16 protein-coding genes are annotated in these 17,328 nt (G+C 70.2%); 15 read left to right on the top strand and 1 reads right to left on the bottom strand.

All coding sequences use genetic code 11. The features are described 5' to 3' along the window. Positions 1–7 precede the first annotated feature (7 nt). The 11 genes from ftsW (at position 8) to BW982_RS03630 (ending at position 10,032) form a co-directional block, all read left to right on the top strand. Positions 8–1,243 (top strand): putative lipid II flippase FtsW, encoded by a 1,236-nt coding sequence (gene ftsW / locus BW982_RS03680; protein WP_076490705.1) that lies wholly within the window; start codon positions 8–10, stop codon positions 1,241–1,243. 36 nt (positions 1,244–1,279) lie between these two features. Then, the gene (locus BW982_RS03675) at positions 1,280–2,353 is read left to right on the top strand and encodes a UDP-N-acetylglucosamine--N-acetylmuramyl-(pentapeptide) pyrophosphoryl-undecaprenol N-acetylglucosamine transferase (RefSeq protein WP_076490704.1); all 1,074 of its coding nucleotides are present in this window, start codon (positions 1,280–1,282) and stop codon (positions 2,351–2,353) included. Positions 2,354–2,545: 192 nt separating this feature from the next. Further along, entirely contained in the window at positions 2,546–3,952 is a 1,407-nt protein-coding gene (murC, locus tag BW982_RS03670) for a UDP-N-acetylmuramate--L-alanine ligase (protein WP_076490703.1), read from the top strand. A 129-nt stretch (positions 3,953–4,081) separates the two neighbouring features. Next, positions 4,082–4,891 carry a cell division protein FtsQ/DivIB gene (locus BW982_RS03665; RefSeq protein ID WP_254845548.1) on the top strand — a complete coding sequence of 270 codons (810 nt, stop codon included), beginning with the start codon at positions 4,082–4,084 and terminating at the stop codon, positions 4,889–4,891. A 150-nt stretch (positions 4,892–5,041) separates the two neighbouring features. Further along, positions 5,042–6,220 carry a cell division protein FtsZ gene (gene ftsZ, locus BW982_RS03660; RefSeq protein ID WP_076490701.1) on the top strand — a complete coding sequence of 393 codons (1,179 nt, stop codon included), beginning with the start codon at positions 5,042–5,044 and terminating at the stop codon, positions 6,218–6,220. Between the two features lie 65 nt (positions 6,221–6,285). Further along, positions 6,286–6,969, top strand: coding sequence for a YggS family pyridoxal phosphate-dependent enzyme (locus BW982_RS03655; RefSeq protein ID WP_076490700.1), 684 nt, complete (start codon positions 6,286–6,288; stop codon positions 6,967–6,969). 31 nt (positions 6,970–7,000) lie between these two features. Further along, on the top strand, positions 7,001–7,471 hold the full coding sequence (locus tag BW982_RS03650) for a cell division protein SepF (protein WP_076490699.1): 471 nt from the start codon (positions 7,001–7,003) through the stop codon (positions 7,469–7,471). 6 nt (positions 7,472–7,477) lie between these two features. Continuing rightward, positions 7,478–7,780, top strand: a complete 303-nt coding sequence (locus BW982_RS03645) for a YggT family protein (RefSeq protein WP_076490698.1) — start codon at positions 7,478–7,480, stop codon at positions 7,778–7,780. Between the two features lie 124 nt (positions 7,781–7,904). Then, complete coding sequence (locus tag BW982_RS03640; RefSeq protein WP_076490697.1) at positions 7,905–8,513, top strand: DivIVA domain-containing protein; 609 nt, start codon at positions 7,905–7,907, stop codon at positions 8,511–8,513. 9 nt (positions 8,514–8,522) lie between these two features. Continuing rightward, positions 8,523–9,107 (top strand): signal peptidase II, encoded by a 585-nt coding sequence (lspA, locus tag BW982_RS03635; RefSeq protein WP_076490696.1) that lies wholly within the window; start codon positions 8,523–8,525, stop codon positions 9,105–9,107. 1 nt (position 9,108) lies between these two features. Beyond that, the gene (locus BW982_RS03630; RefSeq protein WP_076490695.1) at positions 9,109–10,032 is read left to right on the top strand and encodes an RluA family pseudouridine synthase; all 924 of its coding nucleotides are present in this window, start codon (positions 9,109–9,111) and stop codon (positions 10,030–10,032) included. 6 nt (positions 10,033–10,038) lie between these two features. On the opposite strand, the gene BW982_RS03625 is transcribed toward BW982_RS03630, so the two are convergent. Continuing rightward, entirely contained in the window at positions 10,039–10,512 is a 474-nt protein-coding gene (locus BW982_RS03625) for an NUDIX domain-containing protein (RefSeq protein WP_076490694.1), read from the bottom strand. Between the two features lie 51 nt (positions 10,513–10,563). On the opposite strand from BW982_RS03625, the gene dnaE reads away from it, so the two are divergent. The 4 genes from dnaE (at position 10,564) to nrdR (ending at position 17,327) form a co-directional block, all read left to right on the top strand. Continuing rightward, positions 10,564–14,076, top strand: coding sequence for a DNA polymerase III subunit alpha (gene dnaE / locus BW982_RS03620; protein ID WP_076490693.1), 3,513 nt, complete (start codon positions 10,564–10,566; stop codon positions 14,074–14,076). 98 nt (positions 14,077–14,174) lie between these two features. Beyond that, complete coding sequence (locus BW982_RS18470; RefSeq protein WP_076490692.1) at positions 14,175–15,458, top strand: hypothetical protein; 1,284 nt, start codon at positions 14,175–14,177, stop codon at positions 15,456–15,458. A gap of 63 nt (positions 15,459–15,521) precedes the next feature. Next, positions 15,522–16,823 carry a histidinol dehydrogenase gene (gene hisD / locus BW982_RS03610; RefSeq protein ID WP_076490691.1) on the top strand — a complete coding sequence of 434 codons (1,302 nt, stop codon included), beginning with the start codon at positions 15,522–15,524 and terminating at the stop codon, positions 16,821–16,823. 12 nt (positions 16,824–16,835) lie between these two features. Next, positions 16,836–17,327 carry a transcriptional regulator NrdR gene (gene nrdR / locus BW982_RS03605; RefSeq protein ID WP_076490690.1) on the top strand — a complete coding sequence of 164 codons (492 nt, stop codon included), beginning with the start codon at positions 16,836–16,838 and terminating at the stop codon, positions 17,325–17,327. Position 17,328 lies beyond the last annotated feature (1 nt).

Here is a 17,328-nt window from a genome sequence, read left to right as displayed (position 1 = left end):
ACACCGCGTGACCACCACCGCACCCCCGCCCCGTCAGACGCCCGAGGACGAGCCCGCCCGGAAGGGTCTCGCCGCACGAGTCTCGCTGGGGCGCGCGTTCCAGCCGGTGCCCAGCGAATTCCTCCTCATCGCCTCCGCTGCGCTGCTGCTGACCGGGTTCGGTCTCGTGATGGTCCTCTCCGCGACCTCGGCCCTCGACGGAGGTCAGAACCCGTTCGACCACGTCCTCAAGCAGGGTATCTTCGCCGTCGTCGGCATCCCGCTCATGTTCGTCCTCAGCCGCGCGCCGATGCAGTTCTGGAAGCGCATCGCGTGGCCGGTGCTCATCTTCGCGACGATGTTCCAGCTGCTGGTGTACGTGCCGGGGCTCGGCATCGCCTCGTACGGCAACCGCAACTGGGTGCAGATCGCCGGCTTCCAGTTCCAGCCGGCCGAGTTCCTCAAGCTCGCCCTCGCCCTGTGGATGGCCGCGGTGCTGTATCGGAAGCGCCGTCTGCTGACCTCGTGGAAGCACGTGTTCATCCCCGTGGTCCCCGTCGCGGTGCTCGTCATCGGGACGGTGCTGGGCGGCAAGGACCTCGGCACCGTGATGATCCTGGTGCTCGTGGTGCTCGGGGCGCTGTTCTTCGCGGGGATCAAGCTGCGGATGTTCATCGTCCCCGCCGTGCTGTCGATCGTGGTCGTCCTCGCCTCGGCGTTCGGCAGCGAGAACCGCATGGCCCGCATCGCCAGCCTCTTCGACCCGGATGACGCGTCCTGTTACTACACGTCCTGCTACCAGTCGCTTCACGGCGTGTGGGGTCTGGCGAGCGGGGGAGTCCTGGGGCTCGGCCTCGGCAACTCGAAAGAGAAGTACGACTGGCTGCCCGCAGCCGCGAACGACTACATCTTCGCCATCATCGGCGAGGAGCTCGGGCTCATCGGATGCCTCGTGGTGCTGATCCTGTTCGCGCTGTTCGCCGTGGGGGCTTTCCACATCATCCGGCGCACCGACGACTCGTTCGTCCGCATCGTCGCCGGCGCGATCACGCTGTGGATCGTCGGCCAGGCACTGGTGAACATCGGTGTGGTGCTGCGCATCTTCCCGGTGCTGGGTGTGCCGTTGCCGTTCATGTCGCAAGGTGGCACGTCGTTGCTGTCGGTGCTGATCGCCTGTGGCGTGCTGCTGTCGTGCGCTCGGACGCTGCCCGACCGTCGCGCGGTCGCCGCGACCCCCGCCCGGACGCCCCGCCGCCGCCGCTGAATTCGTGGCGCGGCCGGCGCTGGTTAGGGTCGAGGGGTGACGACCACGCTTCTGGCCGGCGGCGGGACCGCCGGGCATGTGAACCCCCTGCTCGCCGTGGCCGACGGACTCCGCGCCCGCGACGCCCGCGACGAGGTGCTGGTCCTCGGCACCCGGGAGGGGCTCGAGGCGCGCCTGGTTCCCCTGCGCGGGTACGAGCTCCTCTTCGTCGACAAGGTTCCGTTCCCCCGCCGTCCGGATCGCTCCGCGGCGATGTTCCCCTCCCGCTTCCGTCGGGCCATCGGGCAGGTGCGGCGGGTGATCCGCGAGCGCGGCGTCGACGCCGTCGTCGGGTTCGGCGGGTACGCCTCGGCGCCCGCGTACGTCGCGGCGCGGTGGGAGCGCATCCCCTTCGTCGTGCACGAGGCCAACGCGCGCCCCGGTCTCGCGAACGTGCTCGGCGCCCGGGCGGCGGCCGGGGTGGGCGTCGCGTTCGAGGGGACGCCGCTGCGCGGCGCGCGCGTCGTCGGCATGCCGCTGCGCCGCGAGATCGTCGACCTCGACCGCGCCGCCCGGCGTGCAGAGGCGGCCGCGCACTTCGGGCTGGATGCCACGGCCCCCACGCTCCTCGTCTTCGGGGGCTCGCTCGGGGCGCAGCGCCTGAACGAGGCGTTCGGCGGGGCGTGGCGCGACGTGCTCGACTCCGGCTGGCAGCTCCTGCACGTCACGGGGGAGAAGTCCGAGCTCGCCGACCCCGGCGTGCCCGGATACGCGCTCGTTCGGTACGTCGACCGTATGGACCTCGCCTTCGCGCTCGCGGATCTCATCGTGTCCCGCTCGGGCGCCGCGACGGTCAGCGAGATCAGCGCGCTCGGCATCCCCGCGGTGTACGTGCCCTACGCGGTCGGCAACGGCGAGCAGAGCCTGAACGCCGCGGCGTCCGTTCGTGCGGGCGCCGCGCGCCTGATCCCGGACTCCGAGTTCACCGCCGACCGCGTGCGGGCCGAGATCGTCCCGCTGCTGCGCGACGACGAGGCTCGCGAGGCCATGCGCGCCGTGGCGGCGCGGACGGGCACGCGCGCCGGCACCGAGAACGTGATCGCCCTCCTCGACGCGGCACTCGCCCGCTGAGTCCGGTCGGAGTCCGCGCCCCTTCCGTGCCGAACCGTCCCGCGGACTTCGTCGGCGACACGCCGCGGGCAGGGGCCGTGGCCCGGCGTGTCGCGGACGGAGTCCGCCGGACGGCACGCGGCGGGGGCGCCGCCGACCACACGGGCGCGCCGGGGCCGGGCCATCGCCCACGCGACGTAGGATCGCAAGGTCATGATCAGACCCGACCTGAGCCTCCCCATCCCCGAGTCCATCACCTCCGCGCACTTCATCGGGGTGGGCGGATCGGGCATGTCCGGACTCGCGCGCATGTTCCTCGACCGCGGCATCCGGGTCTCCGGCTCCGATCGCGCCGACAGCGCGGCACTGCGCGATCTCGCCGCCCGCGGCGCGACGGTCCACGTCGGTCACGACGCGGCGCACCTCGGCGACGCCGACACCGTGATCCACACGGGTGCGATCTGGCCCGAGAACCCGGAGTTCGTTACCGCGAAGCAGCGTGGTCTGCACGTCATCCACCGCTCGCAGGCGCTGCACTGGCTGATCGGCGGTCGGCGCTTGGTCTCCGTCGCCGGCGCCCACGGCAAGACGACGTCGACCGGCATGATCGTCACCGCCCTCCGGGCGCTGGACGCCGACCCGACGTTCGTGAACGGCGGTGTCATCGCCGATCTGGGCGCGTCCAGCGGCACGGGCTCCGACGACCTGTTCGTGATCGAGGCGGACGAGTCCGACGGGACCTTCCTGCTGTACGACACGTCGGTGGCGCTGATCACCAACGTCGATCCCGACCATCTCGACCACTACGGCTCCCGTGAGGCCTTCGACGCGGCGTTCGCGCGGTTCGCCGACGCGGCTCGCGAGGCCGTCGTCATCTCCGCCGATGACACCGGCGCTCGGGCGGTGCGCGAACGCATCACGCACCCGAACGTCGTCACGTTCGGTGAGGATGCCGCGGCCGATGTGCGGCTGACCGACATCCGCACCGACGGGCCGGTGTCGTTCACGCTCACCGCCGGCGACGAGAGCGTCGATGTGCGCCTGCGGGTCCCCGGAGCCCACAACGCGGTGAACGCGGCAGGGGCCGTCGCCGTGCTCATCGTGCTCGGCCACGGGCTCGCGGACGCGGCGCGGGCGGTGGAGGGGTTCGGCGGAACCGTCCGCCGCTTCGAGCTGCACGGGGTCGAGCGCGGCGTGAGCGTCTACGACGACTACGCGCACCATCCCACCGAGGTCGCGGCGGCGCTGTCGGCGGCGCGGACAGTGGTCGGCGACGGGCGCATCATCGCGATCCAGCAGCCGCACACGTACTCCCGCACCCAGGAGATGTACCGCGAGTTCGCGGAGGTGCTCGAGTCCCTCGCCGATCACACGGTCATGCTCGACGTGTACGGCGCGCGCGAGGATCCCGTGCCGGGTGTCACCGGCGAGCTCGTGAGCAACGCGTTCGCCGATCCGGCCCACGTGCACTACGTGCCCGATTGGCAGAGCGCCGCCGACTACACGGCGCGCATCGCCCGCCCCGGCGACTACGTCATCACCCTCGGCTGCGGAAACGTGTATCTGATCATCCCGCAGGTGCTCGAGGCGCTTTCGCGTACCGAGGCCGCGGCGGTCTGAGCCGTGCGCCGGCCTTCGCCCCTGCCCCCGACTCCGGGATCGTCCGCGGGCGCCCCGCGTGATCCGGAACCGCCGGTGTCGCCGGTCCGCGAGCCTCGCGATCCGGCCGCGGAGGTCGTCGCGCTGCCGCTGCCGTTATCGTCTTCGGGCGACGACGTCGCGGCGGATGCCGGGGACATGGGGCTCCGCGACGTCTGGCGGGCCTCCCGCGCCCGCCGTCGCGCCCTGCGCGCCGAGGTCCGCCGCTTCACCGTGCGGCAGCGTCGTCGGCGCCGGGTGTGGATCGGTGTCGGCGTCGCGTTCGTCGTGATGGTCCTGGGCACCGCGGGTGCCGCGTACAGCCCGCTGTTCGCGGTGGAGCGCGTCGACGTCGTCGGTACGTCCCAGCTGGATGCCGCGACGGTCGCGGACGCTCTGAGCAGCCAGGTCGGCACGCCGCTGGCGATGGTGGACGACAGCGCCGTGAAGGCGGCGCTCGTGCGCTTTCCGCTGGTGGAGTCGTACACGCTCGAGGCGCGTCCGCCCCATGATCTCGTCGTGCGGATCGTCGAGCGCACCCCCGTCGGCGTCGTCCAGACGCCCGCGGGCTTCACCCTGGTGGATGCCGCAGGCGTCGTGCTCTCGACCACGCCCACCGCCCCCGGTGGTCAGCCCGTCATCGATGCGGCGGGGGGCACGGAGGCCGAACCCTTCCACGCGGTGGGGCGGGTCATGCGCGCGCTGCCCGACGGCATCCGTTCGCAGGTGACGGCGGTGTCGGCGACGACGCCCGACGACGTGACGCTGACCCTGGGGGCGACCGGTACGAAGGTCGTGTGGGGCAGCGCGGATCGCTCGGTCGAGAAGGCGCGCGTCCTCGATCTGTTGATGCAGAAGAGCCCGCCGGACCGTACCAAGGAGTACGACGTCACGTCGCCCGAGGCCGGCGTCATCCGCTGATCCGAGTCGCGATAATCCGACACGCCGCGTGTCGAGCGGGTGGGGCCGGTGGGGCCGCTTACCTTCGAGCTAAGGAATTGCATACCGGGCAATTCTTTAACCCTCAACATGAGGTTTAGAGTTTCAGGTTCGGGGATAACGGAGGCCGGCATGAGCCAGAACCAGAACTACCTCGCCGTCATCAAGGTCGTCGGTGTGGGCGGAGGCGGCGTCAACGCCGTCAACCGCATGATCGAGCTGGGCCTGCGCGGCGTGGAGTTCATCGCGATCAACACCGATGCGCAGGCGCTGCTGATGAGCGACGCCGACGTCAAGCTCGACGTCGGCCGCGAGCTCACGCGGGGCCTCGGCGCCGGTGCGGATCCCGAGGTCGGCCGCCGGGCGGCCGAGGACCACGCCGAAGAGATCGAGGAGGCGCTGCGCGGCGCCGACATGGTCTTCGTGACCGCGGGCGAAGGCGGCGGGACCGGCACCGGCGGTGCGCCCGTCGTGGCCAAGATCGCCAAGTCGATCGGCGCCCTGACGATCGGTGTCGTCACCAAGCCGTTCTCCTTCGAGGGCCGTCGTCGTCAGAGCCAGGCCGAGGCCGGCGTCGGGCGTCTGAAGGAGGAGGTCGACACCCTCATCGTGGTGCCCAACGACCGCCTGCTCGAGATCAGCGACCGCGGCATCTCGATGATCGAGGCCTTCGCCACGGCCGATCAGGTGCTCCTGGCCGGTGTGCAGGGCATCACCGACCTCATCACGACCCCGGGTCTCATCAACCTCGACTTCGCCGACGTCAAGTCGGTCATGCAGGGCGCGGGTTCCGCGCTCATGGGCATCGGGTCGGCGCGGGGCGCCGACCGTGCGATCAAGGCGGCGGAGCTCGCCGTCGAGTCGCCTCTGCTGGAGGCGAGCATCGAGGGTGCGCACGGCGTGCTGCTGTCGATCCAGGGCGGATCGAACCTGGGTATCTTCGAGATCAACGACGCGGCTCAGCTGGTGAAGGAGGCCGCGCACCCCGAGGCCAACATCATCTTCGGAACGGTCATCGACGACACGCTCGGCGACGAGGTGCGCGTCACCGTCATCGCGGCCGGATTCGACGGCGGCGAGCCGTCGTTGCGGATCGATCCCGTCGGCGCGCAGCGTCCCGCGGTCGCGCCGGCCCTTCCCGCGATCCCCGCGGACGACGTCGCGCGCGACCTCGACGCCGCAGAGGAGCAGAAGGCGCAGGCCCCCGAGCGCAAGCCCGAGCCGACCCCCGTGGCTGCGCGCGTGCCGGACACGTCGTACGACTCCGGCTTCGCGGACGACGACCTGGACGTGCCCGACTTCCTCAAGTGAACACGAACGACTGACGCAGCGGGTCCGGTGTCCACCGGACCCGCTGCGTCGTCCAAGGAGGACCCATGGATGCCGCCCTCGCCGATCGTCTCGCCGATGTGGATGCGCGGATCATCGACGCCGCCCGCGCGGCCGGGCGCGACCCCGCCGGGATCACCCGCATCGTGGTGACGAAGTTCCACCCGGTGTCGCTCATCACCGACCTCTACGCGCTCGGTGTCCGGGACGTGGGGGAGAACCGCCAGCAGGAGCTGACCGCCAAGCACCGCGAGGTGGGTGCGCTCGACGGCCTCAGCTGGCACTTCATCGGACAGGCGCAGACCAACAAGGCCCGCGCCGTCCGCGCCGCCTCCGACGTGGTCCACTCCGTCGACCGCACGCGCATCGCGGATGCCTTGGATGCCGCGGGCGACGGCGATGGTCTGGATGTGCTGCTGCAGGTCAACCTCACGGACGATCCCGGTCGCGGGGGCGTCGCTCCCGCCGAAGCGGAGGAGCTGGCATCCCATGTCCGTTCGCTCGAGACGCTTCGGCTGCGGGGTGTCATGGCGGTCGCGCCTCTCGATGAGGAGCCGGCGCGGGCCTTCGAACGGCTCCGGGCGTGCGCGGAGGACGTCCGTCGCGTCGCCCCCGACGCGACGTGGATCTCAGCCGGCATGACGGGTGACTTCCCCGAGGCGATCGCGATGGGCGCGACACACCTGCGGATCGGCTCGGCAATCACGGGTCCGCGACCCCCTCGCGACTAGCCTCGAAACAGACGAGCGAACGGAGGATGCGATGTCGAACCCGCTCAAGAAGACGATGGTGTACCTGGGCCTCGCCGACGAGGAGGAGACCTATGAGGAGACCGCTCCGCAGCAGGTCGCGCGCAAGCAGTCCGCGCAGCCCGCGGCCGTCGAGAAGGCTGCTCCGGTGACGCCGCTGCACCGTCCGGCCGTGGTGCGTCAGCCCGCCGCCGGCCCGGTGAGCGAGATCCTCACCGTGCACCCCAAGCAGTATCGCGACGCGCAGACGATCGCCGAGAACTTCCGCGAGGGAATCCCGGTCATCATCAACCTGTCGCAGATGAGCGACGCCGACGCGCGCCGCCTGATCGATTTCGCGAGCGGTCTGTCGCTCGGCCTCTACGGTCGCATCGAGCGGGTCACGAGCAAGGTGTTCCTGCTCTCGCCCGAGAACATCGCCGTCTCCGGCGACGGTGCGATCGCCCAGGCCGACCCCGAGGCCGCGCCCTTCGCGTCCCAGTAAGCGATCGTGGCCGTCCTGAGCCTGGTCGGCTCCATCCTCAGCGCGATCCTGTTCATCTACATCGTCCTGCTCCTGGCGCGTCTCGTGCTCGAGTACATCCCGATGTTCAACCGGGAATGGCGTCCTCGTGGCGCCACGCTGGTGCTGGCCGAGATCGTGTACACCGTGACCGATCCTCCCATCCGACTTCTGCGACGGGTGATCCCGCCGTTGCGGATCGGGGGGATCGCGATCGATTTCGCTTTCGCGATCACGATGTTCGCCTGCTTCCTGCTCCTCAGCGTCACGCGGTCGCTCGCGGCGCTCTGAGTCCCGCACAGCCGCCGCCCTTCGACACCGGAGAAGGGCGGCGGCTATGCTGTTCCGAAGCGGTGTGCCCCGGTGCGACACCCCCCCCCAGTTCCGATTCAGAGCTCTCGAAAGAGGAAACACCATGGCACTGACCCCCGATGACGTCGTCACGAAGCAGTTCCAGCACGTGCGCTTCAAGGAGGGCTTCGACCCCGACGAGGTCGACGACTTCCTCGACGAGATCGTCGTCGAATGGCGCAAGACGATCGCCGAGAACGAAGAGCTGAAGGCCAAGCTCGCCGCGCTCGAGTCCGGCGAGGCCGCTCCGGCCGCCGAGGCTCCCGCGGCCGAGGAGCCCGTCGTCACCGAGGTGCCGGCTGCCGCTCCGGTCGCGGCGCCCGCCGTCGAGTCCGACGCCGCCCCCGCCGCCCAGAGCGCCGGCATCATCGAGCTGGCCCAGCGTCTGCACGACGAGCACGTCGCCGAGGGCAAGGCCCAGCGCGACCAGCTCATCTCCGAGGCGCAGGCCCAGGCCGCATCGATCGTCGCCGAGGCGGAGAAGCAGGGCCGCGAAGAGCGTGCCCGCCTCGAGAAGGAGCGCACCACGCTCGAGGGCCGGATCACCGAGCTCCGCAACTTCGAGCGCGACTACCGCTCGCAGCTGCGCTCGTACATCGAGGGTCAGCTCCGCGACCTCGACACCGCCGGTTCGTCGTCGGGCTCGACGCCCGTGTCGGCGATCGGTCTGTAGGCCGACTCTTTGCGCAGTCGATCTCCTCTGCGTTCGGCGGCGGCCGGCGCCCTCGTCGCGATCCTCGCGGCGATGGTGCTGGCCGCCGACCAGTTGGCGAAGACGATCGCCATCGACAATCTCCCCCCGGAGCGTGTCGTCCCGGTGATCGGCGAAGCCCTGCAGTTCTATCTGGTCCGAAATCCGGGTGCCGCGTTCTCGCTCGGCGAGAGCGTCACCTGGATCTTCACGATCGCCCTCGCGGTCGTGGCCGTGATCATCGTCTTCCTCGCGGTCACGCGGGTGCGGTCGCGCCTGTGGGCCGTCGTCCTCGGGCTCCTGCTCGGCGGCGTCCTCGGCAATCTCACCGATCGCCTGCTGCGGGCACCCGGCTTCCCCGTCGGGCACGTGGTCGACTTCATCTCCACGCCGTGGATGATGCCCGCGATCTACAACGTCGCGGACGTTTTCATCGTGTCGATGATGATCTCGGTCGCCCTCCTCGTGCTGTTCGGTCTCCGGCTCGACGGCACCCGCGAGACGCGCGCGTCCCGCGCCGCCCCCGCGGCGTCCGACGATGCGGTCGACGCGTCTGACGAGTCCGGCGTCCGCTGACATGGATTCGCGGAGTCTTCCCGTCCCGGACGGGCTCGAAGGGACGCGCGTCGACCAGGCCCTGGCCAAGATGCTCGGGTTCTCGCGGACGTTCGCGGCCGAGGTCGCCGACGCGGGCGGGGTGAGTGTCGACGGGCGCACGGTCGGTCGATCCGATCGTCTGCGCGCCGGGACGTGGCTGAGCGTCGAGTGGGAGCCCAAGCGCGATCCGGAAGTCGTGCCCGTCGCCGTCCCCGACCTCGGCATCGTGTGGGACGACGACGACATCGTCGTCGTCGACAAGCCGTCCGGCGTCGCGGCGCACCCCTCCGTCGGCTGGGACGGCCCCACGGTTCTCGGCGCCCTCGCCGCCGCGGGATTCCGGATCGCCACCAGCGGTGCCGCGGAGCGTCGCGGCATCGTGCACCGTCTCGACGTGGGCACGAGCGGTCTCATGGTCGTCGCGAAGACCGAGCGCGCGTACACGGTGCTGAAGGCCGCGTTCAAGGACCGCACGGTCGACAAGATCTACCACGCCGTGGTCCAGGGGCATCCCGACCCGTTGGCCGGCACGATCGACGCGCCGATCGGGCGGCATCCCCACCATTCGTGGAAGTTCGCCGTCACCCCCGACGGCAAGGACTCCGTGACGCACTACGAGACGCTCGAGGCGTTCCCACGGGCGTCGCTGCTCGAGATCCACCTCGAGACCGGCCGCACGCACCAGATCCGCGTCCACATGGCGGCCCACCGGCACCCGTGCGCGGGCGACCCGCTGTACGGCGCCGACCCCACGCTGTCGGCCCGGCTCGGCCTCACACGCCAGTGGCTGCACGCCCACCGGCTCGCCTTCACCCACCCGGCGACGGGGGAATGGGTGAGCTTCGAGTCGCCCTATCCGACCGATCTGCAGCACGCACTCGACGTGCTGCGCGACGGCGTCTGACGCGGGTCAGCGTCCGCCCTCGAACCTCGCGGGCCCGGGCGTGAGCGCAGCGGACACACGCGCCGACATCTCGGCATCCAGGATCCGCTCGATCTCCGAGATCGGATGCCACCCGACCTCGGTCATCTCGCCGTCGACCGGCTCGGGCTCGCCGTCGACCCACGTGCACGCGAAAGTCAGGTCGAGATAGTCGCTCTGGTCGCCGTTGGCGTAGGTGACGCGGGGGATCTGGTGCACCCAGGCGAGGCGGTCGACGCGGATGCGCACCCCGGCTTCCTCCTCCGCCTCGCGGGCGGCGGCATCGGCGGGTTCCTCGCCGGGATCGACGATGCCCGTGATCGGAGTGAGGCGCCCGGTGTCGCTGCGGCGTCCCAACAGAACCGCGTCGCCGCGCACGATCACCGCGGTGACGCCGACGAGGGGGAGCGGGCTCGTGCCGACGTGGCGGCGCAGTTCCAGGACGAAATCGGGAGTGGGCACGCGCCCACGCTAACCCAGGCCGATGTCGGGGGAGGAACGTACACTCGACGGGTGGCAGCAGACTCCTTCGTTCACCTTCACGTGCACAGCGAGTACTCCATGCTCGACGGCGCGGCGCGCATCGGCCCCATGGTGCAGGAAGCCGTCAAACTCGGCATGCCGGCGATAGCCGTGACCGACCACGGCAACACGTTCGCGGCCTACGAGTTCTACAAGACGGCGAAGGATGCCGGCATCAAGCCGATCATCGGCATCGAGGCCTACGTCACCCCCGGAACGCACCGCTCCGACAAGACGCGCGTGCGGTGGGGCACGCCCGAACAGCAGAGCGACGACGTGTCCGGTTCGGGCGCGTACACGCACATGACCCTGCTGTCCGAGACCACGCAGGGCATGCACAACCTGTTCCGCCTGTCGTCCAAGGCGAGCATGGAGGGCTACTACTTCAAGCCCCGCATGGATCGCGATCTGCTGCAGACCTACAGCAAGGGCCTCATCGCCACGACCGGGTGTCCGTCCGGCGAGGTCCAGACGCGTCTGCGCCTCGGGCAGTACGAGGCGGCCAAGGCCGCCGCGGCGGAGTTCCAGGACATCTTCGGCAAAGAGAACTACTTCGCCGAGATCATGGACCACGGCCTGTCGATCGAGCGGCGCATCATGGGCGATCTGCTGAAGATCGCGAAAGAGCTCGACATCCCGCTGGTCGGCACGAACGACCTGCACTACACGCACCAGCACGACGCGACGAGCCATGCGGCGCTGCTGTGCGTGCAGTCGGGCTCGACGCTCGACGATCCCAAGCGCTTCAAGTTCGACGGCGACGGGTACTACGTCAAGTCCGCCGCCGAGATGCGTCAGGTCTTCCGCGACAACCCCGAGGCCTGCGACAACACCCTCCTCATCGCCGAGCGGTGCGAGGTCGAGTTCGACACGTCCGCCAACTACATGCCGCGCTTCCCGGTGCCCGAGGGCGAGACCGAGGGCAGCTGGATGATCAAAGAGGTCGAGAAGGGCCTCCACGATCGCTATCCGGGAGGCATCCCCGACGACGTCCGCAAGCAGGCCGAGTACGAGACCGACGTCATCCTGCAGATGGGGTTCCCCGGCTACTTCCTCGTCGTCGCCGACTTCATCAACTGGGCCAAGAACAACGGCATCCGCGTCGGGCCCGGCCGTGGTTCCGGCGCCGGCTCGATGGTCGCGTACGCGATGAAGATCACCGATCTCGACCCGCTGCAGCACGGCCTCATCTTCGAGCGATTCCTCAACCCCGACCGCGTCTCCATGCCCGACTTCGACGTCGACTTCGACGACCGTCGTCGCGGCGAGGTCATCCAGTACGTCACCGAGAAGTACGGCGACGAGCGCGTCGCGCAGATCGTGACCTACGGCACGATCAAGGCGAAGCAGGCGCTGAAGGACGCCGGTCGCGTGCTCGGTTTCCCGTTCAGCATGGGCGACAAGCTGACCAAGGCCATGCCGCCGGCCGTGATGGGCAAGGACATGCCGCTGGACGGCATGTTCAACCCCGAGCACCCCCGCTACAAAGAGGCGAGCGAGTTCCGCACGCTCATCGAGACCGATCCCGAGGCCAAGACGGTGTTCGACACCGCGCTCGGGCTCGAGAACCTGAAGCGCCAGTGGGGCGTGCACGCGGCCGGTGTGATCATGTCGAGCGAGCCGCTCATCGACATCATCCCGATCATGCGCCGCGAGCAGGACGGCCAGATCGTCACGCAGTTCGATTACCCCGCGTGCGAATCCCTCGGGCTCATCAAGATGGACTTCCTGGGGTTGCGCAACCTCACGATCATCAACGACGCCCTCGACAACATCGAGGCCAACCGCGGGCACCCGCTCGTCCTCGAAGACCTCGACCTCGACGACGCGGCATCCTACGAACTCCTCGCTCGCGGTGACACCCTGGGCGTGTTCCAGCTCGACGGCGGGCCGATGCGCTCGCTCCTGCGCCTCATGCGCCCCGACAACTTCGAGGACATCTCGGCGGTCCTGGCGCTCTACCGCCCGGGCCCGATGGGCGTGAACTCGCACATCAACTACGCCCTGCGCAAGAACAAGCAGCAGGAGATCGAGCCGATCCACCCCGAGCTCGAAGAGCCGCTGGCCGACATCCTCGACACCACCTACGGCCTCATCGTCTATCAGGAGCAGGTCATGGCGGTGGCGCAGCGCGTCGCCGGCTACACCCTCGGTCAGGCCGACCTCCTGCGTCGCGCGATGGGCAAGAAGAAGAAGAGCGAGCTCGACAAGCAGAAAGAGATCTTCTTCGGCGGCATGACCGAGCGCGGCTACGGCGAGGTCGCGCAGCAGACCCTCTGGAAGGTGCTGGAGTCCTTCGCCGACTACGCCTTCAACAAGGCGCACACCGCCGCCTACGGTCTGGTGTCGTACTGGACGGCCTACCTCAAGGCTCACTATCCCGCCGAGTACATGGCCGCGCTGCTGACCAGCGTCGGCGACTCCAAGGACAAGATGGCGGTGTACCTCAACGAATGCCGCCGTATGGGTATCAAGGTGCTTCCGCCCGACGTGAACGAGTCCATCCGGTACTTCGCGGCCGTCGGTGAAGACATCCGCTTCGGTCTGGGCGCCGTCCGCAACGTCGGCACGAACGTCGTCGACGGCATCGTCGCGGCGCGGCAGGATGCCAAGTACACCTCTTTCCACGACTTCCTGTCGAAGGTGCCGCTGCACGTGGCGAACAAGCGCACGGTGGAATCCCTCATCAAGGCGGGGGCGTTCGACTCGCTCGGGTCCACGCGCCGCGCGCTCGTCGAGATCCACGAGGACGCCTGCGAGGGGGCGGTGCTCGACAAGCGCCGCGAAGCGAACGGCGAGGTGGGCTTCGACTTCGACTCCCTGTGGGACGAACCGCAGCAGGTCGTGAAGGTGCCGGAGCGCCCGGAGTGGACGAAGAAGGACAAGCTGGCCTTCGAACGGGAGATGCTCGGCCTCTACGTCTCCGATCATCCGCTGGCCGGGCTCGAGGTGCCTCTGGCCAAGCACGCGTCGACGTCGATCCACGATCTGCTCGCCTCCGATGACGTGCAGGACGGCGACCAGGTCACCGTGGCCGGGCTGCTCACCAGCGTCCAGCACCGCGTCGCGAAGCAGAGCGGGAACCCGTACGGCATGGTCACGGTCGAGGACTTCAACGGCGAGGTCACCGTGATGTTCATGGGCAAGACGTACGCCGAGTTCGCCCCGGTGCTCCAGGCCGATTCGATCCTCGTCGTGCGCGGTCGGGTGTCTCGGCGCGACGACGGTCTGAACCTGCACGCGCAGTCCGCGTTCGCCCCCGACCTCGAGGGCCTGGACGCGCTCAGCGGGTTGACTCTCGTGGTGCCCGAGCAGCGGGCGAACGAAACCCTCGTGGGCGAGCTCGCGCAGATGCTGCGGCGGCACGCCGGTGACACGGAGGTGACTCTCAAGCTTCACAAAGGTGGGACCGCCAAGGTCTTCGAGGTGCCGATGCCGGTGCGGGTGACCGCCGATCTCTTCGGAGAGCTCAAGGGGCTGCTCGGCCCGAACTGCCTGGGCTGAGGCCCCGGTCGTGTTGTCAACCCGGGGTCTTCCCCCGCGCGGCGCGGCCAGTCTCACAGTGACGACGGGTGCCGAGGCATCCGAACGAAAGGACCATCGTGACCGATCGCTACGACGACCTGTCCGCGCACGACGCGGGCGCGGCAGCGGACGACTCCGGTTCGGGGACGGACGGCTCGACTCCCACGGGCACCCCCGACGCCTCCGCCCCGTGGACCGCGCGCTCCGACGCCGAGACCGGCGACTTCGACCGTGACACGGACGACGACGCGGCCGCCGGGCAGCAGATCGGCGCTCGCGCGCACGTGAACGCCCGCCGCTCGACGCACACCGAGCTGCCCGACGCCGACGCCGACGCCGCGCATGCCCCGCACGGAACGACGGCGTCGACCGACGCCGCCCCGCAGTACGGTGTGGGCCCGTTCTCGATCCGCGAGATCGCGCTGCTCGGGATCTGGGCCGTGATCTTCCTGGTCTCCTTCTTCCCGACGAACAACCTGCCCGCCAACGTCCGCGTGCTCGGCGGCGGCGACAACGTCTGGTTGTCCGGTGTGTGGTGGATCCCCACCGTCGCGCTCCCGACGATCGCGGTGGGCCTGCTGGTGCTTCGCCGCCTGTCTCCGCAGGGCATCCGACGTGTCGGGTCGCTGGGCATCGATCAGTTCGCCTCGGTGGCCTTCTCGGTCGCGGCGCTCGTGTGGGTCGCCTGGGTCTGGGATGCCGTGTCGGTGGTGGCCGAGACCGGTCTCTGGACGCGCACCTGGGTCGTCTGGGTCGGTGCCGTGTTCGCGCTGGCGGGCGTGGTCCTCACCGTCTTCGCGCCGATCATCCCGCCGTTCGAGCAGGACTTCCAGGGACGTCCGGACGCGCCCGCGCACCGCAACGCCCGTTCGGTCCGGGCCGTGTCGAAGCGTCCCGCCCGTCCGCGTCCGGTGCGCACTCCGTCGACGTCCCCGGTCGAGGCGGACGGCCGCGACGCATCGGCCGACCACGGCGCGGCGATCGGTCACGGCCCCGTGCCCGGCAGCTACACGGGGTCGACCGACCTCCCGCACGCGTCCGACGCGGAGCCGGCGACCTCGGTGTTCCCCATCCACGGCGACGCCCACGACACCGACGTGATCGGGGCCGACGCCACCGCGGCATCCGCCGAGCACGCGCGCGAGCACGCGCCCGCACCGCGGCACCCGCAGCCCCAGGCGTTCTGGGCGTTGGCACCGGAAGAGCGCGACGTCGTCGACGACTACGGCACTCCGATCTTCCGCGTGGGTCCGACGGCGTGGGCGCTCGTGATCGAGGATCGCGGCGAGACCTTCGTCATCCGGCACGACGACGGGCGCATCGGATACCTGCACGACATCGCGGGCGTCACGCGCGGCTGAGCACCGCCTGCGAGCCGCCCGCCCCACCGCGGGCGGCTCGTCTGCGACCGGTAGCCTGGAGGCATGCTCCGCACCATCGACCTGCGCGGTCGCGCGCTCTCTCCGGCCGAGTTCCTCGCCGTGGTTCCCCGGGCCGACGCGGCCCGTGACGAAGCGTTGGCCACGGCGGCGCGCATCGTCGACGACGTCGCCCGACGCGGCGAGGACGCCCTCCGCGAGCAGGCCGCGACCTTCGACCGCGTCAGCGACCACGCCATCGCCGTACCGGCCGCCCACCTCGACGAGGCTCTCGAGAATCTCGATCCCGGCATCCGTGCCGCACTCGACGAGGCGATCCGTCGCGTGCGCGCCGCGTCCGCCGCGCAGATCCCCGCGCCGTCGGTGACCGAGCTCGGTCCCGGTGCGCGGGTGACGCAGCGCTGGCAGCCGGTCCGCCGTGTCGGTCTCTACGTCCCGGGCGGCAAGGCCGTCTACCCGTCCAGTGTCGTCATGAACGTCGTCCCCGCCCAGGTGGCCGGGGTCCGCGAGGTCGCGCTCGCGTCGCCGCCGCAGGCGGAGTTCGGCGGTCGCGTCCACCCCGTGATCCTCGCTGCCGCGAAGCTGCTCGGGGTCACCGAGGTGTACGCGATGGGCGGGGCCGGGGCGATCGGTGCGTTCGCCTGGGGAGTCCCGTCACTGGGACTGGACCCGGTCGACGTGGTGACGGGGCCCGGCAACAACTTCGTCGCTTCGGCCAAGCGTGCGGTCGCTGGACGCGTGGGCACCGATTCCGAGGCCGGTGCGACCGAGATCCTCATCGTCGCCGACGGGTCGGCCGATCCGGCACTCGTCGCCGCAGACCTCGTGAGCCAGGCCGAGCACGACGAGCAGGCTTCGGCCGTGCTCGTCACCGATGCCCCCGGTCTCGCCGACGCCGTTCGGGCGGCGCTCGAGCCCCGTGTCGCCGCCACCCGCCACGCCGAGCGTGTGCGCGCGGCCTTCGGCGGGCCGCAGTCGGCGATCGTGCTCGTCGACGACATCGCGCAGGCCACGGCGTTCAGCAACGCCTACGCCCCCGAGCACCTCGAACTGCACCTGGCCGATGCGCGCCCCGACGAGTACGTCAACGCCGGCGCCGTGTTCGTGGGTCCCTACACTCCCGTCAGCCTGGGCGACTACCTCGCCGGCAGCAACCACGTGCTGCCCACGGGGGGACAGGCCCGCTACAGCGCCGGTCTGTCCGCTGCGACGTTCCTCCGGCCCCAGCAGGTCGTCGAGTACGACCGGGGCGCCCTGGAGGCGGTGCACGAGTCGATCGTCACCCTGGCCGAGGCCGAGGCGCTCCCCGCGCACGGCGAGGCCGTCACGGCACGATTCGCGGACTGATCGAGGTTTCCCATGCACTGCCCGTTCTGCCGTAACCCGGACTCCCGCGTCATCGACTCGCGGACGAGCGACGACGGGCTCAGCATCCGTCGGCGCCGGCAGTGTCCGAAGTGCGGCGGCCGTTTCTCGACCGTCGAGACCGCGAGCTTGAATGTGATCAAGCGCTCCGGGGTCGTCGAGCCGTTCAGTCGCGAGAAGGTCATGTCGGGCGTGCGCAAGGCCTGCCAGGGGCGACCGGTGACGGATGCCGACCTCGCCATGCTCGCGCAACAGGTCGAGGAGGCGATCCGCCAGACCGGGTCCTCGCAGATCGAGGCGAACGAGATCGGCCTGTCGATCCTCGGGCCGCTGCGCGAACTCGACGAGGTGGCCTACCTTCGGTTCGCGAGCGTCTACCAGGCCTTCGAATCGCTCGACGACTTCGACGCCGCGATCGCGCAGCTGCGCGCCGACCATGCCGCACGGGCGGTGTCCGCGCCCGCCGCGCACGACGACGTCCAGTAGC

The organism is Microbacterium sp. RURRCA19A (assembly GCF_900156455.1).
Lineage (GTDB): Bacteria > Actinomycetota > Actinomycetes > Actinomycetales > Microbacteriaceae > Microbacterium.
This window is presented reverse-complemented; position numbering and strand designations above follow the sequence as displayed.

Coding starts and splice junctions, on each gene's coding strand:
- murC (WP_076490703.1), top strand. CDS start 2,546: ATGATCAGACCCGACCTGAGCCTCCCCATCCCCGAGTCCATCACCTCC.
- ftsZ (WP_076490701.1), top strand. CDS start 5,042: ATGAGCCAGAACCAGAACTACCTCGCCGTCATCAAGGTCGTCGGTGTG.
- BW982_RS03655 (WP_076490700.1), top strand. CDS start 6,286: ATGGATGCCGCCCTCGCCGATCGTCTCGCCGATGTGGATGCGCGGATC.
- BW982_RS03650 (WP_076490699.1), top strand. CDS start 7,001: ATGTCGAACCCGCTCAAGAAGACGATGGTGTACCTGGGCCTCGCCGAC.
- BW982_RS03640 (WP_076490697.1), top strand. CDS start 7,905: ATGGCACTGACCCCCGATGACGTCGTCACGAAGCAGTTCCAGCACGTG.
- BW982_RS03630 (WP_076490695.1), top strand. CDS start 9,109: ATGGATTCGCGGAGTCTTCCCGTCCCGGACGGGCTCGAAGGGACGCGC.
- hisD (WP_076490691.1), top strand. CDS start 15,522: ATGCTCCGCACCATCGACCTGCGCGGTCGCGCGCTCTCTCCGGCCGAG.
- nrdR (WP_076490690.1), top strand. CDS start 16,836: ATGCACTGCCCGTTCTGCCGTAACCCGGACTCCCGCGTCATCGACTCG.